The 22,692-nt window shown below is 42.9% G+C and carries 18 protein-coding genes; 8 read left to right on the top strand and 10 right to left on the bottom strand.

The window, feature by feature from the left end; all coding sequences use genetic code 11:
- The first annotated feature begins 31 nt into the window (after positions 1–31).
- A complete protein-coding gene (locus ABIE26_RS18545; RefSeq protein WP_310144669.1) occupies positions 32–1,663 on the top strand; it encodes a S41 family peptidase in 1,632 nt (543 codons plus the stop codon).
- Between the two features lie 153 nt (positions 1,664–1,816).
- Positions 1,817–2,083, top strand: coding sequence for a hypothetical protein (locus ABIE26_RS18550; RefSeq protein WP_200815599.1), 267 nt, complete (start codon positions 1,817–1,819; stop codon positions 2,081–2,083).
- 3 nt (positions 2,084–2,086) lie between these two features.
- On the opposite strand, the gene ABIE26_RS18555 is transcribed toward ABIE26_RS18550, so the two are convergent.
- Entirely contained in the window at positions 2,087–3,055 is a 969-nt protein-coding gene (locus ABIE26_RS18555; protein WP_310144673.1) for a M28 family peptidase, read from the bottom strand.
- Between the two features lie 127 nt (positions 3,056–3,182).
- Between ABIE26_RS18555 and ABIE26_RS18560 the strand changes: the two genes are divergently transcribed.
- Positions 3,183–4,166: a potassium channel beta subunit family protein gene (locus ABIE26_RS18560; protein ID WP_310144675.1), complete on the top strand. Its 984-nt coding sequence runs from the start codon at positions 3,183–3,185 to the stop codon at positions 4,164–4,166.
- Positions 4,167–4,244: 78 nt separating this feature from the next.
- On the opposite strand, the gene ABIE26_RS18565 is transcribed toward ABIE26_RS18560, so the two are convergent.
- The 5 genes from ABIE26_RS18565 to lpdA all read right to left on the bottom strand — a co-directional run bounded on the left by ABIE26_RS18565 (position 4,245) and on the right by lpdA (position 9,866).
- Entirely contained in the window at positions 4,245–5,693 is a 1,449-nt protein-coding gene (locus tag ABIE26_RS18565; RefSeq protein WP_310144678.1) for a glyceraldehyde-3-phosphate dehydrogenase, read from the bottom strand.
- A gap of 99 nt (positions 5,694–5,792) precedes the next feature.
- Complete coding sequence (locus ABIE26_RS18570; protein ID WP_008242129.1) at positions 5,793–6,653, bottom strand: sigma-70 family RNA polymerase sigma factor; 861 nt, start codon at positions 6,651–6,653, stop codon at positions 5,793–5,795.
- Between the two features lie 368 nt (positions 6,654–7,021).
- Entirely contained in the window at positions 7,022–7,351 is a 330-nt protein-coding gene (locus ABIE26_RS18575) for a YegP family protein (RefSeq protein WP_310144699.1), read from the bottom strand.
- Between the two features lie 95 nt (positions 7,352–7,446).
- The gene (locus ABIE26_RS18580; protein ID WP_310144700.1) at positions 7,447–8,286 is read right to left on the bottom strand and encodes an MBL fold metallo-hydrolase; all 840 of its coding nucleotides are present in this window, start codon (positions 8,284–8,286) and stop codon (positions 7,447–7,449) included.
- Between the two features lie 191 nt (positions 8,287–8,477).
- Positions 8,478–9,866: a dihydrolipoyl dehydrogenase gene (gene lpdA, locus ABIE26_RS18585; protein ID WP_310144702.1), complete on the bottom strand. Its 1,389-nt coding sequence runs from the start codon at positions 9,864–9,866 to the stop codon at positions 8,478–8,480.
- 327 nt (positions 9,867–10,193) lie between these two features.
- Between lpdA and ABIE26_RS18590 the strand changes: the two genes are divergently transcribed.
- Complete coding sequence (locus tag ABIE26_RS18590) at positions 10,194–12,782, top strand: TonB-dependent receptor (protein ID WP_310144705.1); 2,589 nt, start codon at positions 10,194–10,196, stop codon at positions 12,780–12,782.
- Positions 12,783–12,792: 10 nt separating this feature from the next.
- Entirely contained in the window at positions 12,793–13,968 is a 1,176-nt protein-coding gene (locus tag ABIE26_RS18595) for a hypothetical protein (RefSeq protein WP_310144708.1), read from the top strand.
- 75 nt (positions 13,969–14,043) lie between these two features.
- Here the strand turns inward: ABIE26_RS18595 and ABIE26_RS18600 are convergent, their stop codons facing one another.
- The 3 genes from ABIE26_RS18600 to ABIE26_RS18610 all read right to left on the bottom strand — a co-directional run bounded on the left by ABIE26_RS18600 (position 14,044) and on the right by ABIE26_RS18610 (position 16,940).
- Positions 14,044–14,688 (bottom strand): DUF6266 family protein, encoded by a 645-nt coding sequence (locus tag ABIE26_RS18600; RefSeq protein ID WP_310144711.1) that lies wholly within the window; start codon positions 14,686–14,688, stop codon positions 14,044–14,046.
- 17 nt (positions 14,689–14,705) lie between these two features.
- Positions 14,706–15,344 carry a DUF6266 family protein gene (locus tag ABIE26_RS18605; RefSeq protein ID WP_310144712.1) on the bottom strand — a complete coding sequence of 213 codons (639 nt, stop codon included), beginning with the start codon at positions 15,342–15,344 and terminating at the stop codon, positions 14,706–14,708.
- 369 nt (positions 15,345–15,713) lie between these two features.
- The gene (locus ABIE26_RS18610) at positions 15,714–16,940 is read right to left on the bottom strand and encodes an ROK family transcriptional regulator (RefSeq protein WP_310144715.1); all 1,227 of its coding nucleotides are present in this window, start codon (positions 16,938–16,940) and stop codon (positions 15,714–15,716) included.
- Between the two features lie 323 nt (positions 16,941–17,263).
- Here ABIE26_RS18610 and ABIE26_RS18615 point away from each other — a divergent pair, with 323 nt between their 5' ends.
- Together ABIE26_RS18615 and ABIE26_RS18620 are read left to right on the top strand one after the other, a co-directional pair.
- Positions 17,264–18,091, top strand: coding sequence for an alpha/beta hydrolase (locus tag ABIE26_RS18615; protein WP_310144717.1), 828 nt, complete (start codon positions 17,264–17,266; stop codon positions 18,089–18,091).
- A 20-nt stretch (positions 18,092–18,111) separates the two neighbouring features.
- Positions 18,112–19,305 (top strand): copper amine oxidase, encoded by a 1,194-nt coding sequence (locus ABIE26_RS18620; RefSeq protein ID WP_310144720.1) that lies wholly within the window; start codon positions 18,112–18,114, stop codon positions 19,303–19,305.
- A 19-nt stretch (positions 19,306–19,324) separates the two neighbouring features.
- Here the strand turns inward: ABIE26_RS18620 and ABIE26_RS18625 are convergent, their stop codons facing one another.
- Entirely contained in the window at positions 19,325–20,545 is a 1,221-nt protein-coding gene (locus ABIE26_RS18625) for an ROK family transcriptional regulator (RefSeq protein ID WP_310144722.1), read from the bottom strand.
- Between the two features lie 145 nt (positions 20,546–20,690).
- Between ABIE26_RS18625 and ABIE26_RS18630 the strand changes: the two genes are divergently transcribed.
- Positions 20,691–22,631 (top strand): beta-N-acetylhexosaminidase, encoded by a 1,941-nt coding sequence (locus ABIE26_RS18630; RefSeq protein WP_310144724.1) that lies wholly within the window; start codon positions 20,691–20,693, stop codon positions 22,629–22,631.
- Positions 22,632–22,692 lie beyond the last annotated feature (61 nt).

A 22,692-nucleotide genomic window follows, 5' to 3' on the forward strand; every position in this document is an offset into this window, starting at 1 on the left:
TCCGTTTATATTTACATATAAAATAGAAAAGATGAAGACCAATATGTGGCAGAGGAAGTCTGCGCTCCTTTTTGCAATGCTCATTATTGCGGCCTTTGCTGCCTGCAAAAAATCCAAAGTAAAGCCAGATCCTGCGCCTGAACCGCCTTCATCCGGTCCAAATACAAAACAAACGCCAACAACAAACCGCACGGAGCTGACCAATGATTCCTTGTTTTTGTATGCCAAGCAGATTTATTTCTGGAATACCACCTTACCTTCCTATGATGAATTTGTTCCGAGAAATTATGGCTCGGATTACAATAAAGAACTGTTTAATATTGTAAAATCTTCAGGTTCGGCCGACTATGTAAGCACTTCCGGAGCTCCTAAATATTCCTATATAGAAACGATTGCAAACCGTAATCCGGTAGCTACCATACCAGATGGTTTGCTATCCGTAGATCTGGAAGGTAATGGGAACGATATTGGAATCCGTCCGGTATTCTATTTATCCTCTACTTCTAGCACTTATTCTTTATTCATTACCGCAGTTTATCCCGGGTCTGATGCGGCGGCTAAAGGCGTAAAAAGAGGATGGTTAATTGAAAAAATTAACGGACAAACCGTTGGGGCAAATTATACCAATGAGAGAAGCACTGTAAATAGTGCATTGTCTGCCAGCCGTGTTACACTGGCCGGATCGAAATTTGTAGGGGGCGTAAAACAAGGAACTTTTGAGGTGGTTTTAGATAAAACTTCCTATAAAAGTAATCCGGTTTATTTGTCAAAGGTTTTTGCCACTTCAACAAAAAAGATCGGTTATTTGTCACTGGCGCGTTTCTCAACCAAAGAAAATTCATTTGATGTATTGGATAAAGCTTTCGGTGATTTTTCTGCCCAGGGTGTTACAGATTTGATAGTTGACCTCAGATATAATGGCGGGGGGTATATCAATACCGCTGAACATCTGATCAACCTGATCGTGCCATCAGGTGTGAGCGGGGTTATGTATAAGGAATACTATAATTCTGCGATGCAGAACAAACAAGCTACCATTTTAAAAAACCAGCCTTATACAGAGAATGATGTTATCCAATATAAGGATGGGAAAATGATGAATTTATACGATAATATTGATTATACCGTAGCCAGAAACACTTATAATTTTAGTAAGGTAGGGGCTTTAACAAATGTGACCAATATCGTATTTATTGTTTCAGGAAATACGGCTTCTGCAAGTGAACTGGTGATCAATTGCCTGAAACCAAAAATGACTGTTAAGCTGGTTGGAGAAAAAACCTATGGTAAGCCGATAGGCTTCTTCCCGATAAGGCTGGAAAATAAATATGATGTATATTATTCGCTGTTCGAAACCAAGAATAGTTTAGATCAGGGGGGCTATTTTTCTGGAATGATCCCGGATTATGCTGAAAATGCTGCCGAGCCTAACTTCTTTGATGATCCAAGATATGAAGAAGGCGATAAGAATGAGCCTTACCTGGCAAAAGCGATAGCTGTGCTAAATCCGGGTGGACTGGCTGTTCAGGGAAATGCAAAGACTTCTGTACTGAGGGTTGCCGGCCAGGATATGAGTTTTACAGCCGAGAATGTATTGCGTCCTGTCAAAGAAAATTCAGAGTTCGTGGGGATGATTGAAAATCGCCTCAAACCACGCCAGTAACTGGTAAATAGCAGGACCTGGCAGCCTTTGTCATGTATCAGAAATTTTATTGACACAATTGTGTGTCTGACTTTGAACTGTGGCGCTTTTTTTGTTTATTGGTATAGAGTTTGGTTAAACGATGTTTAACCATGTATTTTTAGCCAATATATTATGTTAGGGGAATTAATCGAGAAAGAAGCAATAGATGTCAGCCAGATCATACCAGCTGATGAAAACCATACTGAAGAGTTAAAAGATAAATTGAATGCTGCGCAGCGACTCGGAAACGAGTTCAAATCCAAAGCAGACATTACTTTCAATACCAGGGAAGGGGCAAAGACGGTTTCCACAACAGTATGGGCCGTTACAGAGAAATATCTTCAGTTAAAAAATGGAATACTTATTCCTACAAACAGCCTTTTAGCCATAGATTTTTAAACCTTACTGCTTTTTCATGCGTACCTTTTCGTGGAAAAGCTTTTGTGCATCACGTTCTTTATCAATGTTAACGATGACCTCTAAAATGGCATTGCTGGCATCGATAAAGAAGGTTTTGTTGATGTTCTGATATTCATCGGTAGCCTTATGGTAATCCTTGTGATCTTCTACACCAAAGTAGAGGAAGGGAATGTTTTTGGCATTAAACGCACCCTGATCACTTTGATTGGTCCAGTCATCTTTACCCGATGCAGGATCATCATGCCCAAACAACAGCTTAGGAGTAGGTTTGCTGGTGTAGAAATAATCTTTTAAAGCAGGGTATTTGGATGTGCCGCACACATACAGTTCTCCCTTGTCGTTGTGACTGATCATGTCCATATTGATATTCAGTTTGAGCTTATCCAGGCCTACAGGCGGATTGGCCACAAAAGCTTTTGCACCTTGTAAGCCCATTTCTTCCGCATCAAATGCAGCAAAGATCAGGGTGTGATCTGGCTTGTTGTGTGCAAAATAGGCCGCGAATTTAAGTAAAGCCGCAACACCCGAAGCATTGTCGTCCGCACCATTGTAAATCTGCCCGTTAATAATCCCAATGTGATCGTAATGCGCAGAAATTACAATTACCTTATCGCTCTTGGCGCTCTTGCCTTCAATAAAGCCAACCAGGTTTTTGCCATTAACCTGTTTATTGTTGCTCATTTTAAAAGAGAAAGGCTGCTCATAACCCTGCAATTGCGGGAAAGTTTTAAGGCCTGCTGCCTGAAAGCGCCTGATGAGATAAGTTCTGGCCATTTCAGCACCCCTGGTGTCCGTTTTTCTACCTTCGTAAGCGTCTGAGGACAAGATCTCTACATCCTTTAACAATTGCTGGTCTGCGGCCGTACCCGCAGTGTTTTTAACAGAACTGCAGCAAAGCAATAATCCCATCGATATCGTCAGGCAGGTATTCATGGTCATAGATTTCAACATATCGTAAAGGTAATTATATGTAACGAGATTCAGACAATCCTCCTTTTGTAAAAACTTAAGCCGGAAAGTACTGTTTTCATTATATCCCCTTAATTTGGGGGCATTATTAATTATAAAAAGATTTTAAATGGAATACAGACGTTTAGGAAAATCAGGATTGCAGGTAAGTGCATTGTCCTTGGGCAGCTGGCTTACTTTCGGGCAACAGATCAGCGATAAAACTGCTGATGAACTGATGGGAATGGCTTATGATGCAGGCGTAAATTTCTTCGACAACGCCGAAGGTTATGCTGCCGGTAAGTCGGAAATTGTAATGGGTAAAATACTGAAGGCCCATAAATGGGAAAGGGAGTCTTTTGTCGTTTCCAGTAAGGTGTTTTTTGGTACTGAAAATAAAGGCCCGAACAGGGTAGGGCTTTCCCGTAAACATGTTATAGAAGCCTGTAACGGTGCATTGAGCCGTTTGCAGGTAGATTACCTGGATCTTTACTTCTGCCACCGTCCGGATAAAAATACACCTATAGAAGAAACCGTATGGGCCATGAATACGCTCTTGCAGCAAGGTAAAATTTTGTATTGGGGAACCTCCGAATGGAGTGCTGCCGAGATTATGGAAGCCATCAGGGTGGCCAGGCAGTACAACCTGATTGGCCCTACCATGGAACAGCCCCAGTATAACCTGATGGAGCGGAACAAACTGGAAAACGAATATCTGCTGTTGTTTAAGGAGTACGGATTGGGCACTACCATCTGGTCGCCACTCGCGTCAGGACTGCTTTCTGGTAAGTATACTGCTAAAAAGACCACAGATACCAGGTTGGAATTAAAAGGAATGGAGTGGCTAAAAGATGCTGTTCTAAATGAAGATAAGCTTAAAAAAGCGCAGGAACTGCAAAAACTGGCAGACAAGCTGAATACTTCGCTGGCCAAACTATCCCTGGCCTGGTGTCTTAAAAACCCGAATGTAAGCTCGGTTATTTTAGGCGCTTCCAAGCCAGCGCAGCTGAAGGAAAACCTTACCGCTTTGGAAGTTGTGCCTTTGTTAACCGATGAGGTAATGGATAAAATAGAGGATATTGCGCAGACCAGGCCAAAAATCGTTCAGTTCTAAGTTTTAGATGAACTATGAAAACAAAGCGGCCCGTTTATTTTTTAATAAACGGACCGCTTTAGTAGAAACCTATATTTTTTAATAGTAAGTAAGCCTGATTACACCGGCCATCTTCTTGGCCAGGCGGATCACCTGTCTGGTATAACCATATTCATTGTCGTACCAGGCATAAAGCACTACCGATTTGTTGTCTTTTGCAATGATGGTGGCCGGGCCGTCAATAATAGAAGCATGGCTGTTGCCAATTAAATCGGTACTCACCAGCTCGTTAGAGATAGAGTACTCAATCTGTTCAGATAAGTCGCCAAAAAGCGAAGCCTGCTTTAAAACTTCACCTACCTCTTCTTTAGAGGTCACCTTGTTTAAAGAAAGGTTCAGAATGGCCAGCGAAACATTTGGCGTAGGTACACGCACGGCATTTCCGGTTAGTTTACCACCCAAATGCGGGATTACTTTGGCAACGGCTTTATCTGCACCGGTTTCTGTAATCACCAGGTTTAAGGCAGCCGAACGGCCCCTGCGGTATTTTTTATGGTAATTGTCCAGCAAATTCTGGTCGTTGGTATAGGAGTGTACGGTTTCAATATGTCCTTTTTCAATGCCAAAAGCATCATCAACTACCTTCAATACAGGTACAATGGCATTTGTGGTACAAGATGCATTTGATAAAATGTTTTCTGCTTCGAAATCTACAGCAGTATCGTTTATGCCCGCAACTATATTAGGAATGTCGCCCTTGGCAGGTGCGGTCAGCAGTACTTTGCTGATTCCCTTAGCTTTAAGGTGACGGCCCAGGCCTTCACGGTCGCGGTAAATTCCGGTATTGTCTATCAGCAGCGCATCGTTGATGTCATATGCCGTATAATCTACTGATTCAGGAGATGAGGCCTGGATAAAATGTACGGTCTGTCCGTTTACAATAAGGGCTTTATTTTCAAAATCTTCTACAATGGTACCATTAAAAGGACCGTGGATAGAGTCTGTACGCAACAGTTCAGCTCTTTTGATCAGTTCTTCGTCGCTATAGCTTCGGGTTACTATGGCCCTTAAGCGCAGTTGTTCGCCTTTTCCGGCCTGTAAGATCAGCTCACGCGCGGCAATCCGGCCAATCCGGCCAAAACCAAACAGGACTACATCTACCGGCTTTAAGCTTATTTTGTCTTTTCCTATGTGCTTGCTCAGCTTACTCACTACAAAATCGTGAATAGAAGGATAATTGTTGTTGTCTTCCAGCCATTCTGAAGCCAGTCGGCCAACATCTACTCTTGAAGGGGCAAGGTTGCATTTTGCAATAGTGGCTGCCAGTTCCAGTGTAGTGTAAATGCTGATGTCTTTTCCGCTGATCTCTTTGGCATATTGGTGGTGTGCAAGGATCTCGCTGCTGCCAACATCAAATAAAGGTTTACGGAACAATACCAGTTCAACAGATCTGTCGAACCACAACTGTCCGACAATATTGATCAATTCAATCGCTTTTTTTTCTTTTTCAATCCAGTTCTGGAACTCAGATTGGTACTTTTTTAACATTTGATGAATTTTTGGTTAGAATGCTGCAAAAGTAAAAAAGATTGAGCGAGTACCCAATCTTTTTTACGTTATAATTTTGATATGTGTTTATCTTCCTTCTTATCCTAAATAGGATTTTAAGATTTTGCTTCTTGAAGTATGACGCAAACGTTGCAAGGCCTTGTCTTTGATCTGGCGTACACGCTCGCGGGTTAAGTTAAACTTCTCACCAATCTCTTCCAGAGACAGGGGATGGTTGGTGCTCAAACCAAAGAACAAAACAATGATCTCACGCTCACGCTCAGTTAAAGTAGACAAAGAACGTTTGATCTCTTCAGAAAGCGACTCATTGATCAGACTGCTGTCTGTGTTCGGTTCATGGTTTTCCAGTACATCCAATAATGTATTTTCTTCACCCTGAACAAAAGGGGCATCCATAGATACATGGCGGCCGGAATTGCTCAGTGTGTCCGAAATTTTATCTACTGTAGTCTCTAAAATATCTGCCAGTTCTTCAGGAGAAGGCTCGCGCTCATATTCCTGTTCCAGTTTCGAGAATGCTTTACTGATCTTGCTTAACGAGCCAACCTGGTTTAAAGGCAAACGTACAATACGGCTTTGCTCTGCAATAGCCTGTAATATAGACTGACGGATCCACCAAACCGCATAAGAAATGAATTTAAAACCTTTTGTCTCGTCAAAACGCTTTGCCGCTTTGATCAAACCCAGGTTACCTTCATTGATCAAATCTCCTAAAGTTAAACCCTGATTCTGATATTGCTTGGCAACTGAAACAACGAAACGTAAATTTGTTTTTGTTAAGCGTTCTAATGCAGCCTGATCTCCTTCCCGTATCTTCCTAGCTAGTATTACTTCTTCTTCTGCAGTGATTAAATCCACTTTACCAATCTCGTGAAGGTATTTGTCTAGTGATTGACTTTCGCGATTGGTAATTGATTGCGTGATTTTGAGTTGTCTCATCTATATGTTTTGGTACTCGTTATGTTTTGAACGTGCAAAAGTAAGAATTTAAAGGCAACATTGAAACATAAATTCCTGAAAATGTTACACTTTACAGCCCTAATTTGCATGGTAATAATGCAGCAATAATTATTCCAAAATACTTTTGTCAGTATGTAGCGCTAAAGACGGGGCTGGGCGTTAATATTCTATAAATCAGTATTTTGTTGCCGTAAACGGCCGGTACATTGCAAGCGTTTTAGCAGAAATATTATTTTATCCGGATAATTCTGTCAGTAAAACCAACACCAGCTGATCTGATTAGCAGAACTTATATATAAGGCCTGTCAGTATCCATTCCGGGAACTGACAGGCAATTTTATTCACACTTAACTCAGGTCAGACACGTCTGCAGTAGGTGCGTTCTTTTTTACAGACTCAATGCCGTTTTCTCTGCTGGCTTCACTTTCATACATTTCACTGTTGCCAATTACCTGACCATTTGAGGCCTTCAGGTTAAAATAAGGCTTACCATTGGATGATGTCTTTCTTTCGAACTTACTGTCGTCCGAAGCATTTTTCCTTACCGACTCAATACCGTTCTGGCATGCACTTTTGCTCGAATAGCCTTCGCTTGCTAAAATAACCTGACCATTACCAGCTTTTAGATTGAATTGATATTCACCGTTTTTTCTTGTAGTAATTTCAAATTTACCCATGATCGTTTGTTTAATTTAATTTTTACTTAGGTTGATAATAACCACAATTTAGGAAAACAAATGTTAAACAAAAAGCCTGGAAGATTATTTTTTGTTTAAAGGCTGGCCAGATCAAAGGTTTCCTGCAATCTCACGCCTTTTTCTGTATGCTGCAGCGTACAGCACTCATTAACAGGGTCGTGCTCCAGGTAAAGGATATACTCCTTATCGGCTGCCTCCTGCAGAAAGGCTTTTTTCTCTTTTAGGGTTTGCAGCGGGAACATATCGTAAGCCATTACATAGGGCAGGGGGATATGCCCTACAGAAGGCAGGAGATCGGCCATATAAACAATGGTTTTATCCTTGTACCGGATTTGTGGCAGCATCATGGCATCGGTATGTCCAAAGGCAAAGCGGATGTTGATGCCCTCATGAAAAGCCACACCATCCTTGTCTTCCACAAACCGGAGTTGCCCGCTGTCCTGGATGGGAAGGATGTTTTCTTTTAAAAAGGAGGCCTTTTCCCTGTCGTTAGGGTTTACCGCCCAGTTCCAGTGTTTGGCATTGCTCCAGTAAAAAGCATTTCTAAAAGCAGGCCGCAGTTTATCGCCTACACGTACAATAGAGCCCCCACAATGGTCAAAATGCAGGTGTGTCAGAAACACATCGGTAATGTCGTCCCTGCTAAAGCCCTTTGCTGCCAATGATTTGTCCAGCGTATCCTCGCCATGCAGGTAATAATGACCCATAAATTTCTCGTCCTGCTTGTCGCCAATGCCATTGTCTATCAATATCAGGCGGTCGCCATCTTCTATCAGCAGGCAGCGCATGGCCCAGCTGCAAAGGTTATTGGCATCAGCCGGATTGCTCCGCTGCCATATGGACTTCGGTACCACGCCAAACATTGCGCCCCCGTCCAGTTTAAAAAAGCCGGTATTTATGGTATGTAAGTTCATTTCCAGTTATTGTACTTAAAGTAAATTAGTTCTGTAATTATCGTAAATATAAACATAAAAAAAGAGGTAGTTGAAAACCACCTCTCTCTGAGTTTTTTTAGCAACAAATTCAGTGTCTGGGAGAGGGCATAGCGTCTTTGCGCCCTTCAGCGCAATTATGCAGCCCGAAAACAGATCACTTAATTTGTCCTTTATAAATGGATCACCTCACCGTAAGCATCAGCAGCAGCTTCCATAATGGCTTCGCTCATGGTTGGGTGCGGGTGTACCGATTTGATCATTTCATGGCCTGTAGTTTCCAGTTTTCTGGCCACTACAATTTCAGCAATCATTTCTGTAACGTTGGCACCAATCATGTGTGCACCTAATAATTCACCATACTTGGCATCAAAAATCAGTTTTACAAAACCATCTTTTGCACCGGCAGCACTGGCTTTACCCGAAGCAGAGAAAGGGAATTTACCAATCTTCAGTTCATATCCTGCAGCTTTGGCCGCTTTTTCGGTATAGCCTACAGAAGCAATTTCCGGACTGCAATAGGTACATCCAGGGATATTGTTGTAATCCAGGGGCTCTGGTTTATGACCGGCAATTTTTTCTACGCAGATGATGCCTTCGGCAGAAGCTACGTGTGCAAGCGCTTGTCCGCCAACAATATCGCCAATTGCATAATAGCCCTTAACAGAAGTGTTGTAGAACTCGTCAACAACAACTTTACCTTTTTCGGTTTTGATGCCTGTTTCTTCCAGTCCAAGGTTTTCAATGTTGGCCACAACTCCGGCGGCCGACAATACGATGTCACATTCCAGTGTCTGCATGCCAGCAGCTGTTTTTACCTGAACTTTACATCCGGTACCGCTGGTATCAACAGATTCTACGCTCGAAGAGGTCATGATCTCGATGCCGGCTTTTTTGAAGCTGCGCAGCAATTGTTTAGATACATCTTCATCTTCTACAGGTACCACATTGTCCATAAATTCTACAATGGTTACCTTAGTGCCCAGGGTGGCATAGAAATAGGCAAACTCAACGCCAATGGCGCCAGAGCCTACTACAACCATCGATTTCGGCTGCTCAGGCAATACCATCGCCTGTCTGTAGCCAATTACTTTTTTACCGTCCTGTTTCAGGTTAGGCAATTCTCTTGACCTTCCGCCTGTAGCCAGTATAATGCTGGTAGCTGTATATTCTTTTTGCGATCCGTCGGCAGCTTTAACTTCTACCTTATTGCCCGGTTTAACTTTGCCGGTACCCATGATCACATCAATTTTGTTCTTTTTCATCAAGAACTGAACACCTTTGCTCATGCCATCGGCAACACCACGACTGCGTTTAATCACAGCAGCAAAATCTGCTTCAGCTTCGGCAGTTTTAATTCCATACTCAGCAGCATGGTTAATGTATTCAAATACCTGAGCGCTTTTTAATAATGCTTTGGTTGGTATACAGCCCCAGTTCAGGCATATTCCACCTAAAGATTCGCGTTCAACTACTGCAGTTTTCAAACCTAACTGAGAAGCTCTGATCGCAGCCACATATCCACCCGGACCGCTGCCTATAACAATTACATCGTAGTTCATATCTTTATTAAAAGGAATTTAACTTTAGTACGCGCCAAAATTATAAAAAAATGTTCATTATATCTGTCATAGCAAAGATGAATGTCAGATTTGGCGGCTCATAGCACGAATAGCGCTTATTTCCAAATTATAAATTAAAATAGAATTAATGTAAATAACTGGTGAACTGTAGGTTGTAGTAATTAAGGTTTGTGTTAAATGTTGAAAAATACCTCAATTATTAATAATTATTTAACAATGAAAAAGAAATGCAAGCATAATAAATATTTAACTTTGTGCCGATATTTTAAGATATCGTACAAAACATTATTAACTAACTAAAAAAGTATGAAGAAATCTTTACTTGTTTTCTCTTTACTGTTACAGTTTGTTGCGCTCGGTGCTTTTGCCCAGCAGACAATCAGGGGTAAAGTGATCGATTCATTAACAAAGGAATCATTGCCTGGAGCGGTAATTACGCTAAAAGGCGCGGGAATATCTACATCTACTACACCAGAGGGTACCTTTTCTATCAAGAAACAGGAGGGGACCAATGTATTGGTGATCTCTTACATCGGTTACAACCGTAAAGAAGTTGTGGTTCCTGCAGGAAAAACAGACCTGGGTCTAATTACCCTAACTTCAAGTTCAAATACAATGGACGAGGTAATGATCGTGGCCAACAACATCGCTATCGACAGAAAAACGCCTGTTGCACTTTCTGTTGTGAATTCCGAAAGAATTGCCGAAAAAGGCGGTCAGCAGGAGTTCCCGGAATTGCTTAAATCGGTACCAGGTATATATGCTACCAAAGGTACCGGTGGTGGTTTTGGTGATTCCAGGATCAACATGAGGGGGTTCCAAAGTGCCAACATTGCCGTAATGATCAATGGTATTCCTGTAAACGACATGGAAGATGGCCGCGTATTCTGGTCTAACTGGGCAGGCTTAAATGATGTAACTAGTTCTATACAGGTACAAAGAGGTTTAGGTGCCTCCAAAGTAGCTGTGCCTTCATTGGGTGGTACGGTCAATATCCAGACCCGTACTACAGATGTTAAAAAAGGCGGTTTCATTTACCAGGGACTGGGAAGTTACGGTTTCAACAAAACTACCTTCTCTTATTCAACCGGTTTAACCGATAAAGGTTGGGCATTTTCAGCAATGGGTTCAAGAAACGTAGGCGATGGTTATGTAAATGGCCTGGCTTATGAGGCGTACAGCTATTTCTTTAATGTCTCAAAGATAATCAACGATAAACATACTTTGTCGTTAACAGGTTTTGGTGCACCTCAGTATCATGCTTCCAGATTTGAGCGTTTTCAACTTGCCTATTACCAGGAGGCTCCTCAAGGCAACAAATTCAATCCCAACTACGGTATTCTGGATGGAAAAGAAAAAACCATAAGCGGTAACTACTATCACAAACCACAGGTTTCCTTAAACCACAGCTGGATTATAGATCAGACTTCTTCCTTGTCAACCGCACTATATGGTTCAATAGGTAGAGGAGGAAATGAATTCCCCAACAATGCCAATCTTTTTCTAACAACCAGAACAGGTAACAAATACACTCCTGTAGATATTGACGCCCTTGTAGATTTGAATACAGCTTCACCGGACGGTAGTGCACAGGCCTATCTTCAGTCTTACAGAAATGATCACGTTTGGGGCGGTTTAATGAGTACCTACAAGAAAAAACTGAATGACAGAATCGATTTGGTGGGTGGACTTGACCTGAGACAATACAAAGGTATCCACTACAATTCAGTAAGAAATTTACTAGGTGCTGAATATGTTTTAGAGATAGCGAACGGCAATCCCACCACTTCCCGCGGCGCCGGTGATATCAACAACCCGGTTAAAATGGCTAAAACCGGTGATAAAATCGGGTTTTACTATGATGGTTTAGTAGGCTGGCAGGGTGCTTTCGTACAAGGTGAATACAGTTATGGCAACCTTTCTGCATTTCTATCCTTGTCAGGATCCAATACTTCTTATCAGCGTGTTGATCATTTTAAATATTTAGATTCAGATCCTGCGCGTAAAAGTGCAAAAGTGAACTATTTTGGATACCAGACTAAAGGTGGTGCAAACTACAACATTGATCAGCACCATAATGTATTTGCCAACGTTGGTTATTTTGAAAAAGCACCTATTTTCGAGGCTGTTTTTGCTGGTTACCAGAATAAAAAGAATGATGATGCCGTTAGTGAAAAAATACTTAGCTATGAACTGGGCTACGGCTACAGAAGCACTAAGTTTTCTGGAAATGTAAATATTTACCGTACTACCTGGAAGGATAGGTCAACAATTAACGCTTATTATGATGCCCCAACCCAGCAGTTTTATACAGCGAATTTAAGTGGTGTGGATGCCTTGCACCAAGGGGTAGAAGTTGATTTTAAATACTCACCCGTACAGGCGCTAACCATCAATGCAATGCTTTCTGTTGGTGACTGGAAATGGGATAGCAATGTACCAAAGGCGGTAATTACTGATGTTAATGGTAAAGAGTTAACGGGAGGTTCAATTGGCCCTCTGTATACAAAAGGCGTCAAGGTTGGTGATCAACCACAAACAACCTTAGCTTTAGGGGCATCTTTTGATGTTACTGAAGATTTAAGGATTGGTGCCGATTATAACTATTTCGGCCGTTATTATTCTTCCTTTGTTCCTACCATCATGACTTCAGAGGGATTGAGGCCATGGCAAGTACCAAGTTATTCGCTGGTTGATGTGAACGCTGTATTCAAATTCAAATTTGCAGGTATCAAATCTTCAATGTTTGCTAACGTGAATAATCTGCTGGGTACTGAATATATCTCAGATTCAAATGCAACGACGTTTACCAATGGCATCAGTGATGTAAATAATGCCAACGTGTATTACGGTGCTGGCAGAACCTGGACAGTTGGTTTAAAAGTAAATTTCTAAAATGACAATCATGAAAAAGAACATATTATATCTGGTAGCGTTTATGAGCATGATATTCGTTGCCTGTAACCCTTTAAAGGATGAAATCAATAACATAAAGCCAGTTGCTGCAGATAAAACTGTAGTTTTGACGCTGGCTAATGCTGATTATGGTCTTCTGCCGGCAGGTAATTATGCAAGGACGGGTTTTTATTTCGCTACAACTGCTGATGCAAATGATTTCATCTCGGTAATTTTAAATAAAAAATATCCACAGCTAGGAGACGGGACCAAAGCCAATATTAGTTATAATTCAATGCCTGCACAGGTAAAACCTGCTGATAGCTTAATTACAAACAATCCAAATCCTTTAACGTATACAGTTACGGATGCAGATTATTCAGCTACAAACGGTAACAACAATAAGAATTTTACTACTGCAAAGTCTTTGGAGTTTTTATCAAAGAAATATCCTGCGGCAGTAAATAATCAACTTTCTATACTTACTTATGCTTATTTTGAATCGGGTTCTACAACAAGTGCGGGTGTACCAGCTGTAGATACTTTTATTTTTCTGAATGGACAGTGGGTTAAAGCATATACAGTAAGTCAGGCTCAATATATATCTGCTGGTAAATTGGTGTTATTTAATTTCGGAGCAGCTGATGAACCTAATCTTGCTGGTTATTTCAGTGTCTTTTTAGGATCAGACGCTAGTGTAACGGCAAAGGCAAAACTGGGAGATGTTAAATATGTTGCATTTGATTATTTTGCAAGCAGCAAAACTTACAGAAGAATAAAACCATTAATATTTGATGGGATAAAATGGGTGAGCAAGCCAGTTTCTTTAGGTCCTTTAGCTTTTCTTAGAAAGAAAGGTACCTGGATTCCAGATCCAACAGTTTATTATACGCTTATTAAAGCAGATTTTTCTGTTCTGGATAAATCTGGAGTTGCAACCGATGCTGCCATAGCGAATGCTGTAACTTTTGCATCATTCGATATAACTGGAGGTGCGAATAACTGGACTGAAAGCCAGATCACTGCTGCTTTGATTTTGATATTGAAGACTAAATATGCAAGTGCGCCTGTTGATGAAACAGTTCTATATAAGATAACTTACGGGCTATTTAAAAGCGGTGTTACTCCTACAGTAAAAACGTTTGCTAAAACAAGCACAGGATTTGTTTTAGTACCTGAAAGCTAAGATTGATTTTTTAGTTCTTAAATTCCCTGCTTCATCATCTGAAGCAGGGATTTTTTATTCGGGTGTGCCGGGTTTTTAGGCCACAACCACTTCGCCAACATATAAACTATCGCCTTGCTTTTTCCCGTCTGCCGAACTGAAACTCATGTAACAATGTACAGGATTTCCGGCAAAGTCTTTCGGTACTTCCAGTTCAAAGCTCCCTGCATACCTGTTTACGGTATGTTGCAGGATAATGACAAAGCCCTTTTCTTTAACCGCATTGAACACCATAAAACTGGCTTTGTCGCTAAACTGGCAGTAGGCCGATTGGTTTTGGGGCAACCAGCTAAAGGTAATCTTGCTGCCGGCAGAACTAAGTGCCGCGCCCTCGGGCGGCAATATATGTCCCCGACTGTAAACCAGCTTCGGGTAATTGAGCAGAAAGGTTTCGCCCTGTTTTACAAAAGCATGGTCGTAATTGTATTTAAAAGCAGCATTTACCGGACTGTTGTGTTTGGTATAGGCTTTGAAACCCGGGTTCACCAGTTTATCTATTCTGTTCAGAAAGCTGCTGAGCAGGCCCAGTTTCTCCTGCGCTTCCAGCTGTTTGGCGGTAGCCGGTTTACTGCTGGGGTGGGGTAGCGGGAGGAGCAGGTTCTGCGACATGTGCCGCCTGCCAATCAATGGCCCCACTTTATTGCGGAAAGGCCCAAGTGCGCCAGATTTAAGTATGCCCATAGTTAAATTAGTTGAGGTTAGTCTTTATTGAAACTGCCGGTATAGGAACTGTCGGAAAGCCCTTTTCTGTCGGCCGATATAAAAGAGATATAGGTCTCCATATATTTCTGCTGCATGCTGGGCGGTATTTCCAGTAAATCGGAGCCGCTTAGCCTGCTGTTGCCAAATAACTTAAAGAAAACTTTTTCTTCATCAGGAAAATAAGCCAGCATCATCACCTGGTCGGTAGCCTCAGGCCAGGGCATCTCCGGATGGGTAGCCCAGCTGTATTCCAGTCCGGTTGCAACAGGCGCTACCAGCCAGTCTTCTGCAGGTTTTAAATTACCTTTACTGAGCCGCAGTTTCTGATATGCAATTTTCAGATCGGGATAATTCCCTTCAAATATTTGTTTGTTGCTCTTTGCCGCCTGGTTAAAAGGGTTATCGGCCTCCAGTATTGCCGCTACAGAAAAACCGGTCTTGATGAAATCCAGCAACTTGCGCAGCAAGCCGCTGCGCAGTTTGGTCTCCATCCTGGTCTTCAGCTGTGCTTCACTGGGCGGTTTGGTGCTTACACCAATTTCACGTACAACGTTTTTGCCGTTCAGCATGTAATAGGTAAGGTTACCTATCCTGCCAATGTGATTGCCTTGTGGGCCGTTTTCTGCTATTGCCATTTTTAATTATTTAATTCAAAAGCTCGCCACAAAACTGTAGCGGATAATAAATATAAGCATAGTTTTTAAATAGTGTATTTAATAAATCAATAATGATAATATAATGATAGTATTCAAATACAGTAATTAAAATACCCATTCAATAGGGTTCCTATACCCTTCTTATACCTTATATGGTATAGGAAGGGTATTGAAAAGGTAAATAAAAAGTAACTGAATGGTATTCGAATTATTGTATTATTATTTTATGAATATCTTATTATATTCAATTCATTACAAAAGCTGTATAAACACCAGGTGTCAGCTTTCTGAGCCTAAAAGCGGATTAAAAGAAAAATTACCTCGTCAGAGAACGGTTGTTTTTCATAGTTAGCTCAGCGACAATAAACGGTTGCGTACCAGTAAGCAGGCACCAATGATCCCGGAGCGTTCTCCCAGTTTAGACATTTTTAAAATGGTATCCTGGTTTACCAGGCTTAAAGAATATTTGTTGATGGCGCTTTTTATCGGCAATCTGATGTACTCTTCTGTGGCGGCAAGGCTGCCCCCTAAAATGACCAGCTCCGGGTTAAACAGGTTGATCAGCAATGCAATACCCCGGCCCAGGTTTTCACCGATCCTTGCAATCAGCTCTATGGCCAGGACATCATCGTTGTTGGCCGCATTAATGATGTCGTCCATTTCCAGTTCGGCTAAATTGCTATGGCTTTGGGTAAGGATAGAAGATGAACCTTCCTGCAGGCGCTCCTTAAACATGCGGATTAATGCCCAGCCAGATGCCTCTGTTTCCAGGCAGCCTTTTTTACCGCAGTGGCAGATGATCTCATTGTCGAACAAAGGGATATGGCCAAACTCACCCGCATAACCCGATTTGCCGTAATAGAGTTGCCCGTTTACCAGTATGCCCAGGCCTATGCCGTGGTCCAGGTTCAGGAACAGCACATTCTTTTCTGTACCCACCACTCCGGCCGAGAATTCGCCATAGGCCATAGCCTTGGAGTCGTTTTCCAGGAATACCCGGATGCCGGTTTTTGATTCAATGATCTTGCTGAGGGGCTCTTCATTAAAATAAAAGAAGCTGTAGCTGTAACCGGTTGCGTAATTGATGCGACCCGACAGGTTGATGCCCAGGCCCAGTATTTTTTCTTTCGGAAGGGTCAGCTCGGTCACAAAATCGTTGATCAGTGTGCATAAGGCTTCCAGTGATTCCTTGTTGTTGTCTAATTTATAAGGTAGTTTTTCCGATACCTTGATCAGGTTTTTCTGGAGGTCTGACAGGCCGATGTTGATGTGGTTTTGTTTGATGTCTACACCTATAAAAAAAGCGGAATCCGGTACCAGTCCGTATAAATTGGGCTTACGGCCTCCGGTGGACTCCACTTTGCCGTAATCTTTAATCAGACCGTCCTGTATCAGATCGCCCAAAAGGGCGGTTACTTTGGGTGCACTAAGGTTCAGTTCTTTGCAAAGATCGGCAATGGTGGCGTTGCCCACATTGGCAAAATAACTGAGTACGTTTTTTTTAAGGCTTACATTTTTATAGGCAACCCCCGTTACGTTTTCGCTGTTTAGTTCTTCAAAAAAAGTTCTTCCCATTTTTTATACTGTGCAAATCCTTAAATAAATCTTTGTTTTTATAGCAGTAACCAACGCAAATTAAAGCTATTTATTTGTAATCGAGGGAAGTCCTGGCTATAGATAGTAGATCGGCATGGTTTAACTTTATTAAAAATAATAATATATATGTATTAGTTATTAAAATATATTTATATTCACAGGCTGATTGGCCGATGTAAGGAGATTCAGTAGGAAAGGTGAGTTTGGCTGCAACAGTGTGTGAGGGCAGGTTTATCTGCTGATGCGCATGTTTTTTAGAAAAGATGGGTTGTTACTGATCAACTTTATGATAAAAATTAAAAATGAAGCTGTTTAAATTAATAAGTAAGGTTTGTTGTTTTTTTCTGCTGACGCTTTTTCAGTTCTCTCCGGCCAAAGCGCAGGAACTTATGGTATTGAAATCGCGTTACCTTAAAACGGCTGATAGTGTACTGGTGTACAAACCGGGTGCTTATCTGAAAGATCATAAATATCCTGTGGTATTCCTGCTGCATGGGCATTCGGCCAATTACAGGTCCTGGAGCAAACTTACTGACATTCAGCAGCTGGCCGATACCTATAATTTTATAGTGGTTTGTCCGGATGGCCTCAAAAAGAGCTGGTACCTGAATTCACCGCAGGCCGATAGTTTGCAGTACGAAGATTTTTTCATGAAGGAACTACTGCCTGAAATAGCTACACATTACCAAATAGATCAGCAGAAACTGTTCCTTACCGGGGCCAGTATGGGTGGTTTTGGGGCCATGTACCTCTTTCTGAACCATCCTGATGCATTTCTGAGTGCAGGCAGCACCTCGGGCGTACTTAACCTGAGGCACTCGGGGTTTAAAAAAACCACCATTGCCAACCTGCTGGGCACTTATTCGGAAGAGAACAGCGCATTTGATGAGTATTCGCCGGTTAACCGGCTGGAAAAGATAAAAGGCTTAAATAAAACCCTGATTTTTGATTGCGGAACGGAAGATTACCTTTATAAGGCCAATAACCAGTTCCGGCAAAAATGTGATGAGCTTAAAATTAAGGCTACCTATATTACCCAGCCGGGTGCACATACCGGAGGCTACTGGTCTAAAAGCATTCATGCCCATTTCCGGTTTTTTCAGGAACTGGCCAGAACGGAAATCAACTGACACCAATACACAAATAAAATATGAACTTTAAAAACTTAAAAACTACACTTGGCCTGGCACTGGTTTGCGGTACACTGCAGCTGAATGCCCAGGTGCTGAAACCCGAAGATGCTGCGGCTTTATTGAAAGCAAAGCAGGGAAATGTTGTGCTGATGAAGGATTTTTTTGCCATCAAACCAGCCGATATCAAATACCAGAAAGTGGTATTGCCAGGTCCGCAGTTCATCATTTCAGACGATCCGGAATACATCCGTATCCCCGAAGGGATTGCTTTGAAAGAGCAGGTAGCACCTGGCGCGGTAAGACTGTATGTATATAATGTAAATGGCGTAAAAGAGCCTGCGAAAATAGACCGTAAAATAACCGCTGTAATTAAAAATACCGGTAAGCAGAAAATGCACATCCGCATGCTGAAATATTCCTCGCAAAAGCCAAGCGCAAACTATTTTCTTATAGGCAAACAAGGGCTTGCCGATTATTTTGCTTCGAAAGGATCGGAGCAGATCCGTGAAGTGGCGCCGGGACAAGCTATTGCTATTGATGAGCAGCTGGAACGCAATGTGGTTAAATTTGACGAACTGACCCATGGTTTTTATGAGTTTGTGATCGATCAGCCGGGTGAGATCAGTGTAATCCAGACCGACCTGAAAACCCCTGGTTCTGTAGCTTTGGGCAGGATCAAATCAGTTATCCCTACCGGGCATAAAAATGCCGGCCGCGGTTTGTTTGGCGTGAGCAATTACAAGGTCACTTCAACAGAAGTACTGGATACGAAGAACGGGGTAGCTGAACTGGTGCTTGCTGATGGTGACAGAGATCCATGGGTGCTTGGTGTTGAAGGGGTGAGTGGTAAAGCATCTACACTGGCCGGTAACTATGGGGTGATGTATGAAATAGAGCTGAAATGGAAAAGTACAGATGGTAAAGGCCTGGCCCTGGTTACCTGGAACTCGCGTTCGGGCGATAACCAGTGGTGCAACGGAATGGCAGCCACAATGGTAGTAAGCAAAGGTAAATTTAACGAGGGGATTATCCAGTTGCCTAACGACAGACTGGTGACTAAAGCTGCGCCTGAAGCGATACTGGTACAGGTTTTTCCTCCGGCAAAAAACGGAGAGGAACAAACCATTAAACTAACCTATTCGCCGCCGGGTGCTTCCTGTTTGCCAACTCCGCTGGTGTTTATTCCGGTTGATATGGCTGCTGTAAAATAGAAAAAACGAAAAAAAGCTTTTAGAGTGGGTACTCTAAAAGCCTTTTTCTGACCAGCAAGCAGGCGCCCATTACACCGGCATCTTCGCCAAGTTTAGAGGTTTTTAACTGGGTGTCGGTATTGACCAGGCTTAAAGAGAACTTGTTGACTGCGCTTTTGATGGGCAGGTGCAGGTGCTCGCCGGTGGCGGCCAGTGCACCCCCGATGATGACCAGTTCGGGGTTAAAGATGTTGATGAGCAGTGCAATACCCCTGCCTAGTTTTTCACCAATCTTGGCCAGTAGTTCTATAGAAAGCACATCGTCGTTGTTTGCAGCATTGATGATGTCCTGCATCTGTATGTCGTCGGTCGCTTTTTTGTTCAGTACAGTAGACGATCCGGCCAAAAGCTTTTCTTTGAACATGCTGATCAATGCGCGCCCTGAAGCCTCGGTTTCCAGGCAGCCTTTTTTACCGCACTGGCAAATGATCTCGTTGTTGAAGAGGGGGATATGGCCAAGTTCGCCTGCAAAGCCCGATTTTCCGTAATACAGCTCGTTATTGATCATTACGCCCATACCCAGACCGTAATCCAGGTTCAGGAACAGTACGTTCTTTTCTTCTTTCACTACACCGCAGTTGAACTCCCCGTAGGCCATGGCCCGGGAGTCGTTTTCCAGATAGGTTTTGATGTTCAGCTCCCGCTCCAGGACCTGGCTCAGCGGGTCTTCGTTGAAATGAAAAAAGCTGTAACTGTAACCTGTGGCGTAATTGATGCGTCCCGAAAGGTTCAGGCCCAGTCCCAGGATCTTGCCGGTTGAGGTATTGGCTTCCCTGATAAAATTGCGGATCAGTTCGCAAAGCGATGCCAGCGATTCTGCAGTATTGTTTAGGGTATAAGGTACGTTTCGGGATATTTTGATCGGCTTTTTCTGCAGGTCTATCAAGCCGATGTTCAGGTGGTTGTGCTTCACATCTACCCCTAAAAAGAAACCGGAATCTGGCACCAGTCCATATATATTGGGCCTGCGGCCGCCTGTAGAACCTACTTTGCCGAAGTCTTTTACCAGTCCGTCGGCAATGAGTTCTGTAATCAGGGCAGTTACTTTGGGAACGCTTAAATTGGTCTCCTTACAAAGGTCGGCTATGGTAGCATTGCCCGCATCGGCAAAATACGACACAATGGTTTTTCTGATGTGGATGTTTTTATAGGCAACCCCCGTCAGGATATCATTTGGTTCTTCAAAAAGCGCTGTTTTCATTAAAATATCTTTTGTATCGAATTTAACAGTTCTGTACAGAATCTTATTAAAAATAATTAATATATATCTCAAAAGTTATTAAAAACTTATAGATTTATCGCGAAGTTAAATAAAAATGCTAAGGTTCTCCTTATAATTTACACTCATGTTTAAAATCCTATTCAAATTGGCCTCCCTTAGGATGGCCCCTGCTGCTGCTTTGCTTTTGGTTTTGTTTTTTAATGCCCGGGCACAAAGTCCGGACCTTATACCGAGGCCGGTAAGGCTTGAGCCCGGCAAGGGGAATTTTGTGCTGAATGCCAGGACTTCAATTGTTTTGCCTGCGGCAACTGATACCGGTTTTGCTGCTTTGTTTGCTGCGCGCTTAAAGCTGGCTACCGGTTTTACCCTGCCGCTTGCAGCTGGACAGCGCACAGGCGGAAAACCTTTAGCGCATTTGAAACGTCTGAAACCCGGAGTGCGCAATGTAATCCGCCTGATACAGGATGAAAACTGCCTGAAGGGCAAAGGGGATGAGGCTTATGAACTGGAAATAAACAGCGCCGGGGTACGGATCAGGGCTGCCAGGCCTGCAGGCTGGTTTTATGGCATGCAAACATTTATGCAGCTGTTGTCGGTTGGGGCTACGCGAAATCCAAAAGGCGATGCTTATGTGATCCCTGCTGTGGCCATTGAGGATTATCCCCGTTTTAAATGGAGGGGCCTGATGGTTGACGTAAGCAGGCATTTTTTTACCAAAGCGGTGATGAAGCGCTATATAGACCAGATGGCAAAGTATAAATTGAATACGCTGCACCTGCACCTGACCGATAACCAGGGCTGGCGTGCAGAGATCAGGTCTTTGCCAAAATTAACAGCGGTTGGGGCCTGGCGTGTGCCCAGGACTGGCTATTGGAGGGGACAACAAGCGCCCGAACCAAATGAAAAGGCTACAAGCGGAGGGTTTTATACACAGGAAGACATCAGGGAACTGGTGGCCTATGGGCAGCAGCGTTTTGTAGAGATTGTACCCGAAATTGATGTGCCGGGGCACAGTCTGGCCATGATTGCGGCTTATCCCGAATTGTCCTGCACCAAAAGGCCGCAACAGGTTCTGGCCGGAGATCCCTGGAATGCTTCGCGCACCAATGTGCTGTGTGCTGCCAATGATTCGGTGTTTATGGCGCTCGATAAAGTGATCACAGAAATCGCAGCGCTCTTTCCTTCAAAATATATACATATTGGTGGGGATGAGGTTTCGAGGGCTTACTGGGATAAATGCCCCGTATGCCAGCAAAAAATTAAAGACGAGCATTTGGGAAGCGCGGAAGAACTGCAGTCTTATTTTCTGAAAAGGGTAGCGCAGATTGTACTGTCGAAAGGAAAAAAGCCGATGGGCTGGTACGAGAATTTGCCTGGCGGCTTGCCGGATGAAATGGCGGTAATGAGCTGGAAAGACAGTAAAGGTGGTTTGTTATCGGCCAATAAAGGCCAGCAGGTGGTGATGACCCCTGCATTTTTTACCTACCTGGATTTTTATCAGGGCGATCCCTACCTGGAGAATGCCATTTTTACGGTAAACAGGCTGAGTACTACTTTTCAGTTTGATCCGCTGCCAAAGGGCATTAAGGCAGAAAATGTGCTGGGCGGACAAGGAAGTTTGTGGACAGAACAGGTACCCAATGAACGTAAACTGCAGTCGATGACCTGGCCAAGGGCCTTTGCGCTGAGCGAAGTGCTATGGTCGGCCGACAATAAAAGCGATTGGAACAATTTTGTAAAGCGGGTGGAAAGCCACCTGCCGGTGCTGGACCGTGAGCAGGTTGCCTGTTCGCGCTATTTTTATGATGCCATCGTTACTGCAGCACCCGGAATTAACAAAGAAATGCTGCTGAAGCTTTCAACCGAAGTTGAGGGGCTGGATATTCACTATTCATTTGACGATACCGATCCTGATCAATATTATCCTGTTTATAAAGGTACGCCGCTTTCTGTCCCTAAAGGTGCGCAAAGTATTCGTGTGGTTACCTATCGGAAAGGGCAGCAGCTGGGGCGCTTGTTAAAGCTGCCGCTAACCGAACTGCAGCGCAGAATGCCGGCAAAATAGTTTTTATGGTTTATGGGGAACATATAGGGTCTTTTAAAAATATTTTAACAAAACGTTTGTA

The sequence above is a fragment of the Pedobacter africanus genome (assembly GCF_040548825.1).
Taxonomy (GTDB): domain Bacteria; phylum Bacteroidota; class Bacteroidia; order Sphingobacteriales; family Sphingobacteriaceae; genus Pedobacter; species Pedobacter africanus_A.

What these genes read in the sequence shown, in the direction of transcription:
- ABIE26_RS18545 (WP_310144669.1), top strand. Translation starts at nt 32, where the DNA reads ATGAAGACCAATATGTGGCAGAGGAAGTCTGCGCTCCTTTTTGCAATG.
- ABIE26_RS18550 (WP_200815599.1), top strand. Translation starts at nt 1,817, where the DNA reads ATGTTAGGGGAATTAATCGAGAAAGAAGCAATAGATGTCAGCCAGATC.
- ABIE26_RS18555 (WP_310144673.1), bottom strand. Translation starts at nt 3,055, where the DNA reads ATGTTGAAATCTATGACCATGAATACCTGCCTGACGATATCGATGGGA.
- ABIE26_RS18560 (WP_310144675.1), top strand. Translation starts at nt 3,183, where the DNA reads ATGGAATACAGACGTTTAGGAAAATCAGGATTGCAGGTAAGTGCATTG.
- ABIE26_RS18565 (WP_310144678.1), bottom strand. Translation starts at nt 5,693, where the DNA reads ATGTTAAAAAAGTACCAATCTGAGTTCCAGAACTGGATTGAAAAAGAA.
- ABIE26_RS18570 (WP_008242129.1), bottom strand. Translation starts at nt 6,653, where the DNA reads ATGAGACAACTCAAAATCACGCAATCAATTACCAATCGCGAAAGTCAA.
- ABIE26_RS18575 (WP_310144699.1), bottom strand. Translation starts at nt 7,351, where the DNA reads ATGGGTAAATTTGAAATTACTACAAGAAAAAACGGTGAATATCAATTC.
- ABIE26_RS18580 (WP_310144700.1), bottom strand. Translation starts at nt 8,286, where the DNA reads ATGAACTTACATACCATAAATACCGGCTTTTTTAAACTGGACGGGGGC.
- lpdA (WP_310144702.1), bottom strand. Translation starts at nt 9,866, where the DNA reads ATGAACTACGATGTAATTGTTATAGGCAGCGGTCCGGGTGGATATGTG.
- ABIE26_RS18590 (WP_310144705.1), top strand. Translation starts at nt 10,194, where the DNA reads ATGAAGAAATCTTTACTTGTTTTCTCTTTACTGTTACAGTTTGTTGCG.
- ABIE26_RS18595 (WP_310144708.1), top strand. Translation starts at nt 12,793, where the DNA reads ATGAAAAAGAACATATTATATCTGGTAGCGTTTATGAGCATGATATTC.
- ABIE26_RS18600 (WP_310144711.1), bottom strand. Translation starts at nt 14,688, where the DNA reads ATGGGCATACTTAAATCTGGCGCACTTGGGCCTTTCCGCAATAAAGTG.
- ABIE26_RS18605 (WP_310144712.1), bottom strand. Translation starts at nt 15,344, where the DNA reads ATGGCAATAGCAGAAAACGGCCCACAAGGCAATCACATTGGCAGGATA.
- ABIE26_RS18610 (WP_310144715.1), bottom strand. Translation starts at nt 16,940, where the DNA reads ATGGGAAGAACTTTTTTTGAAGAACTAAACAGCGAAAACGTAACGGGG.
- ABIE26_RS18615 (WP_310144717.1), top strand. Translation starts at nt 17,264, where the DNA reads ATGAAGCTGTTTAAATTAATAAGTAAGGTTTGTTGTTTTTTTCTGCTG.
- ABIE26_RS18620 (WP_310144720.1), top strand. Translation starts at nt 18,112, where the DNA reads ATGAACTTTAAAAACTTAAAAACTACACTTGGCCTGGCACTGGTTTGC.
- ABIE26_RS18625 (WP_310144722.1), bottom strand. Translation starts at nt 20,545, where the DNA reads ATGAAAACAGCGCTTTTTGAAGAACCAAATGATATCCTGACGGGGGTT.
- ABIE26_RS18630 (WP_310144724.1), top strand. Translation starts at nt 20,691, where the DNA reads ATGTTTAAAATCCTATTCAAATTGGCCTCCCTTAGGATGGCCCCTGCT.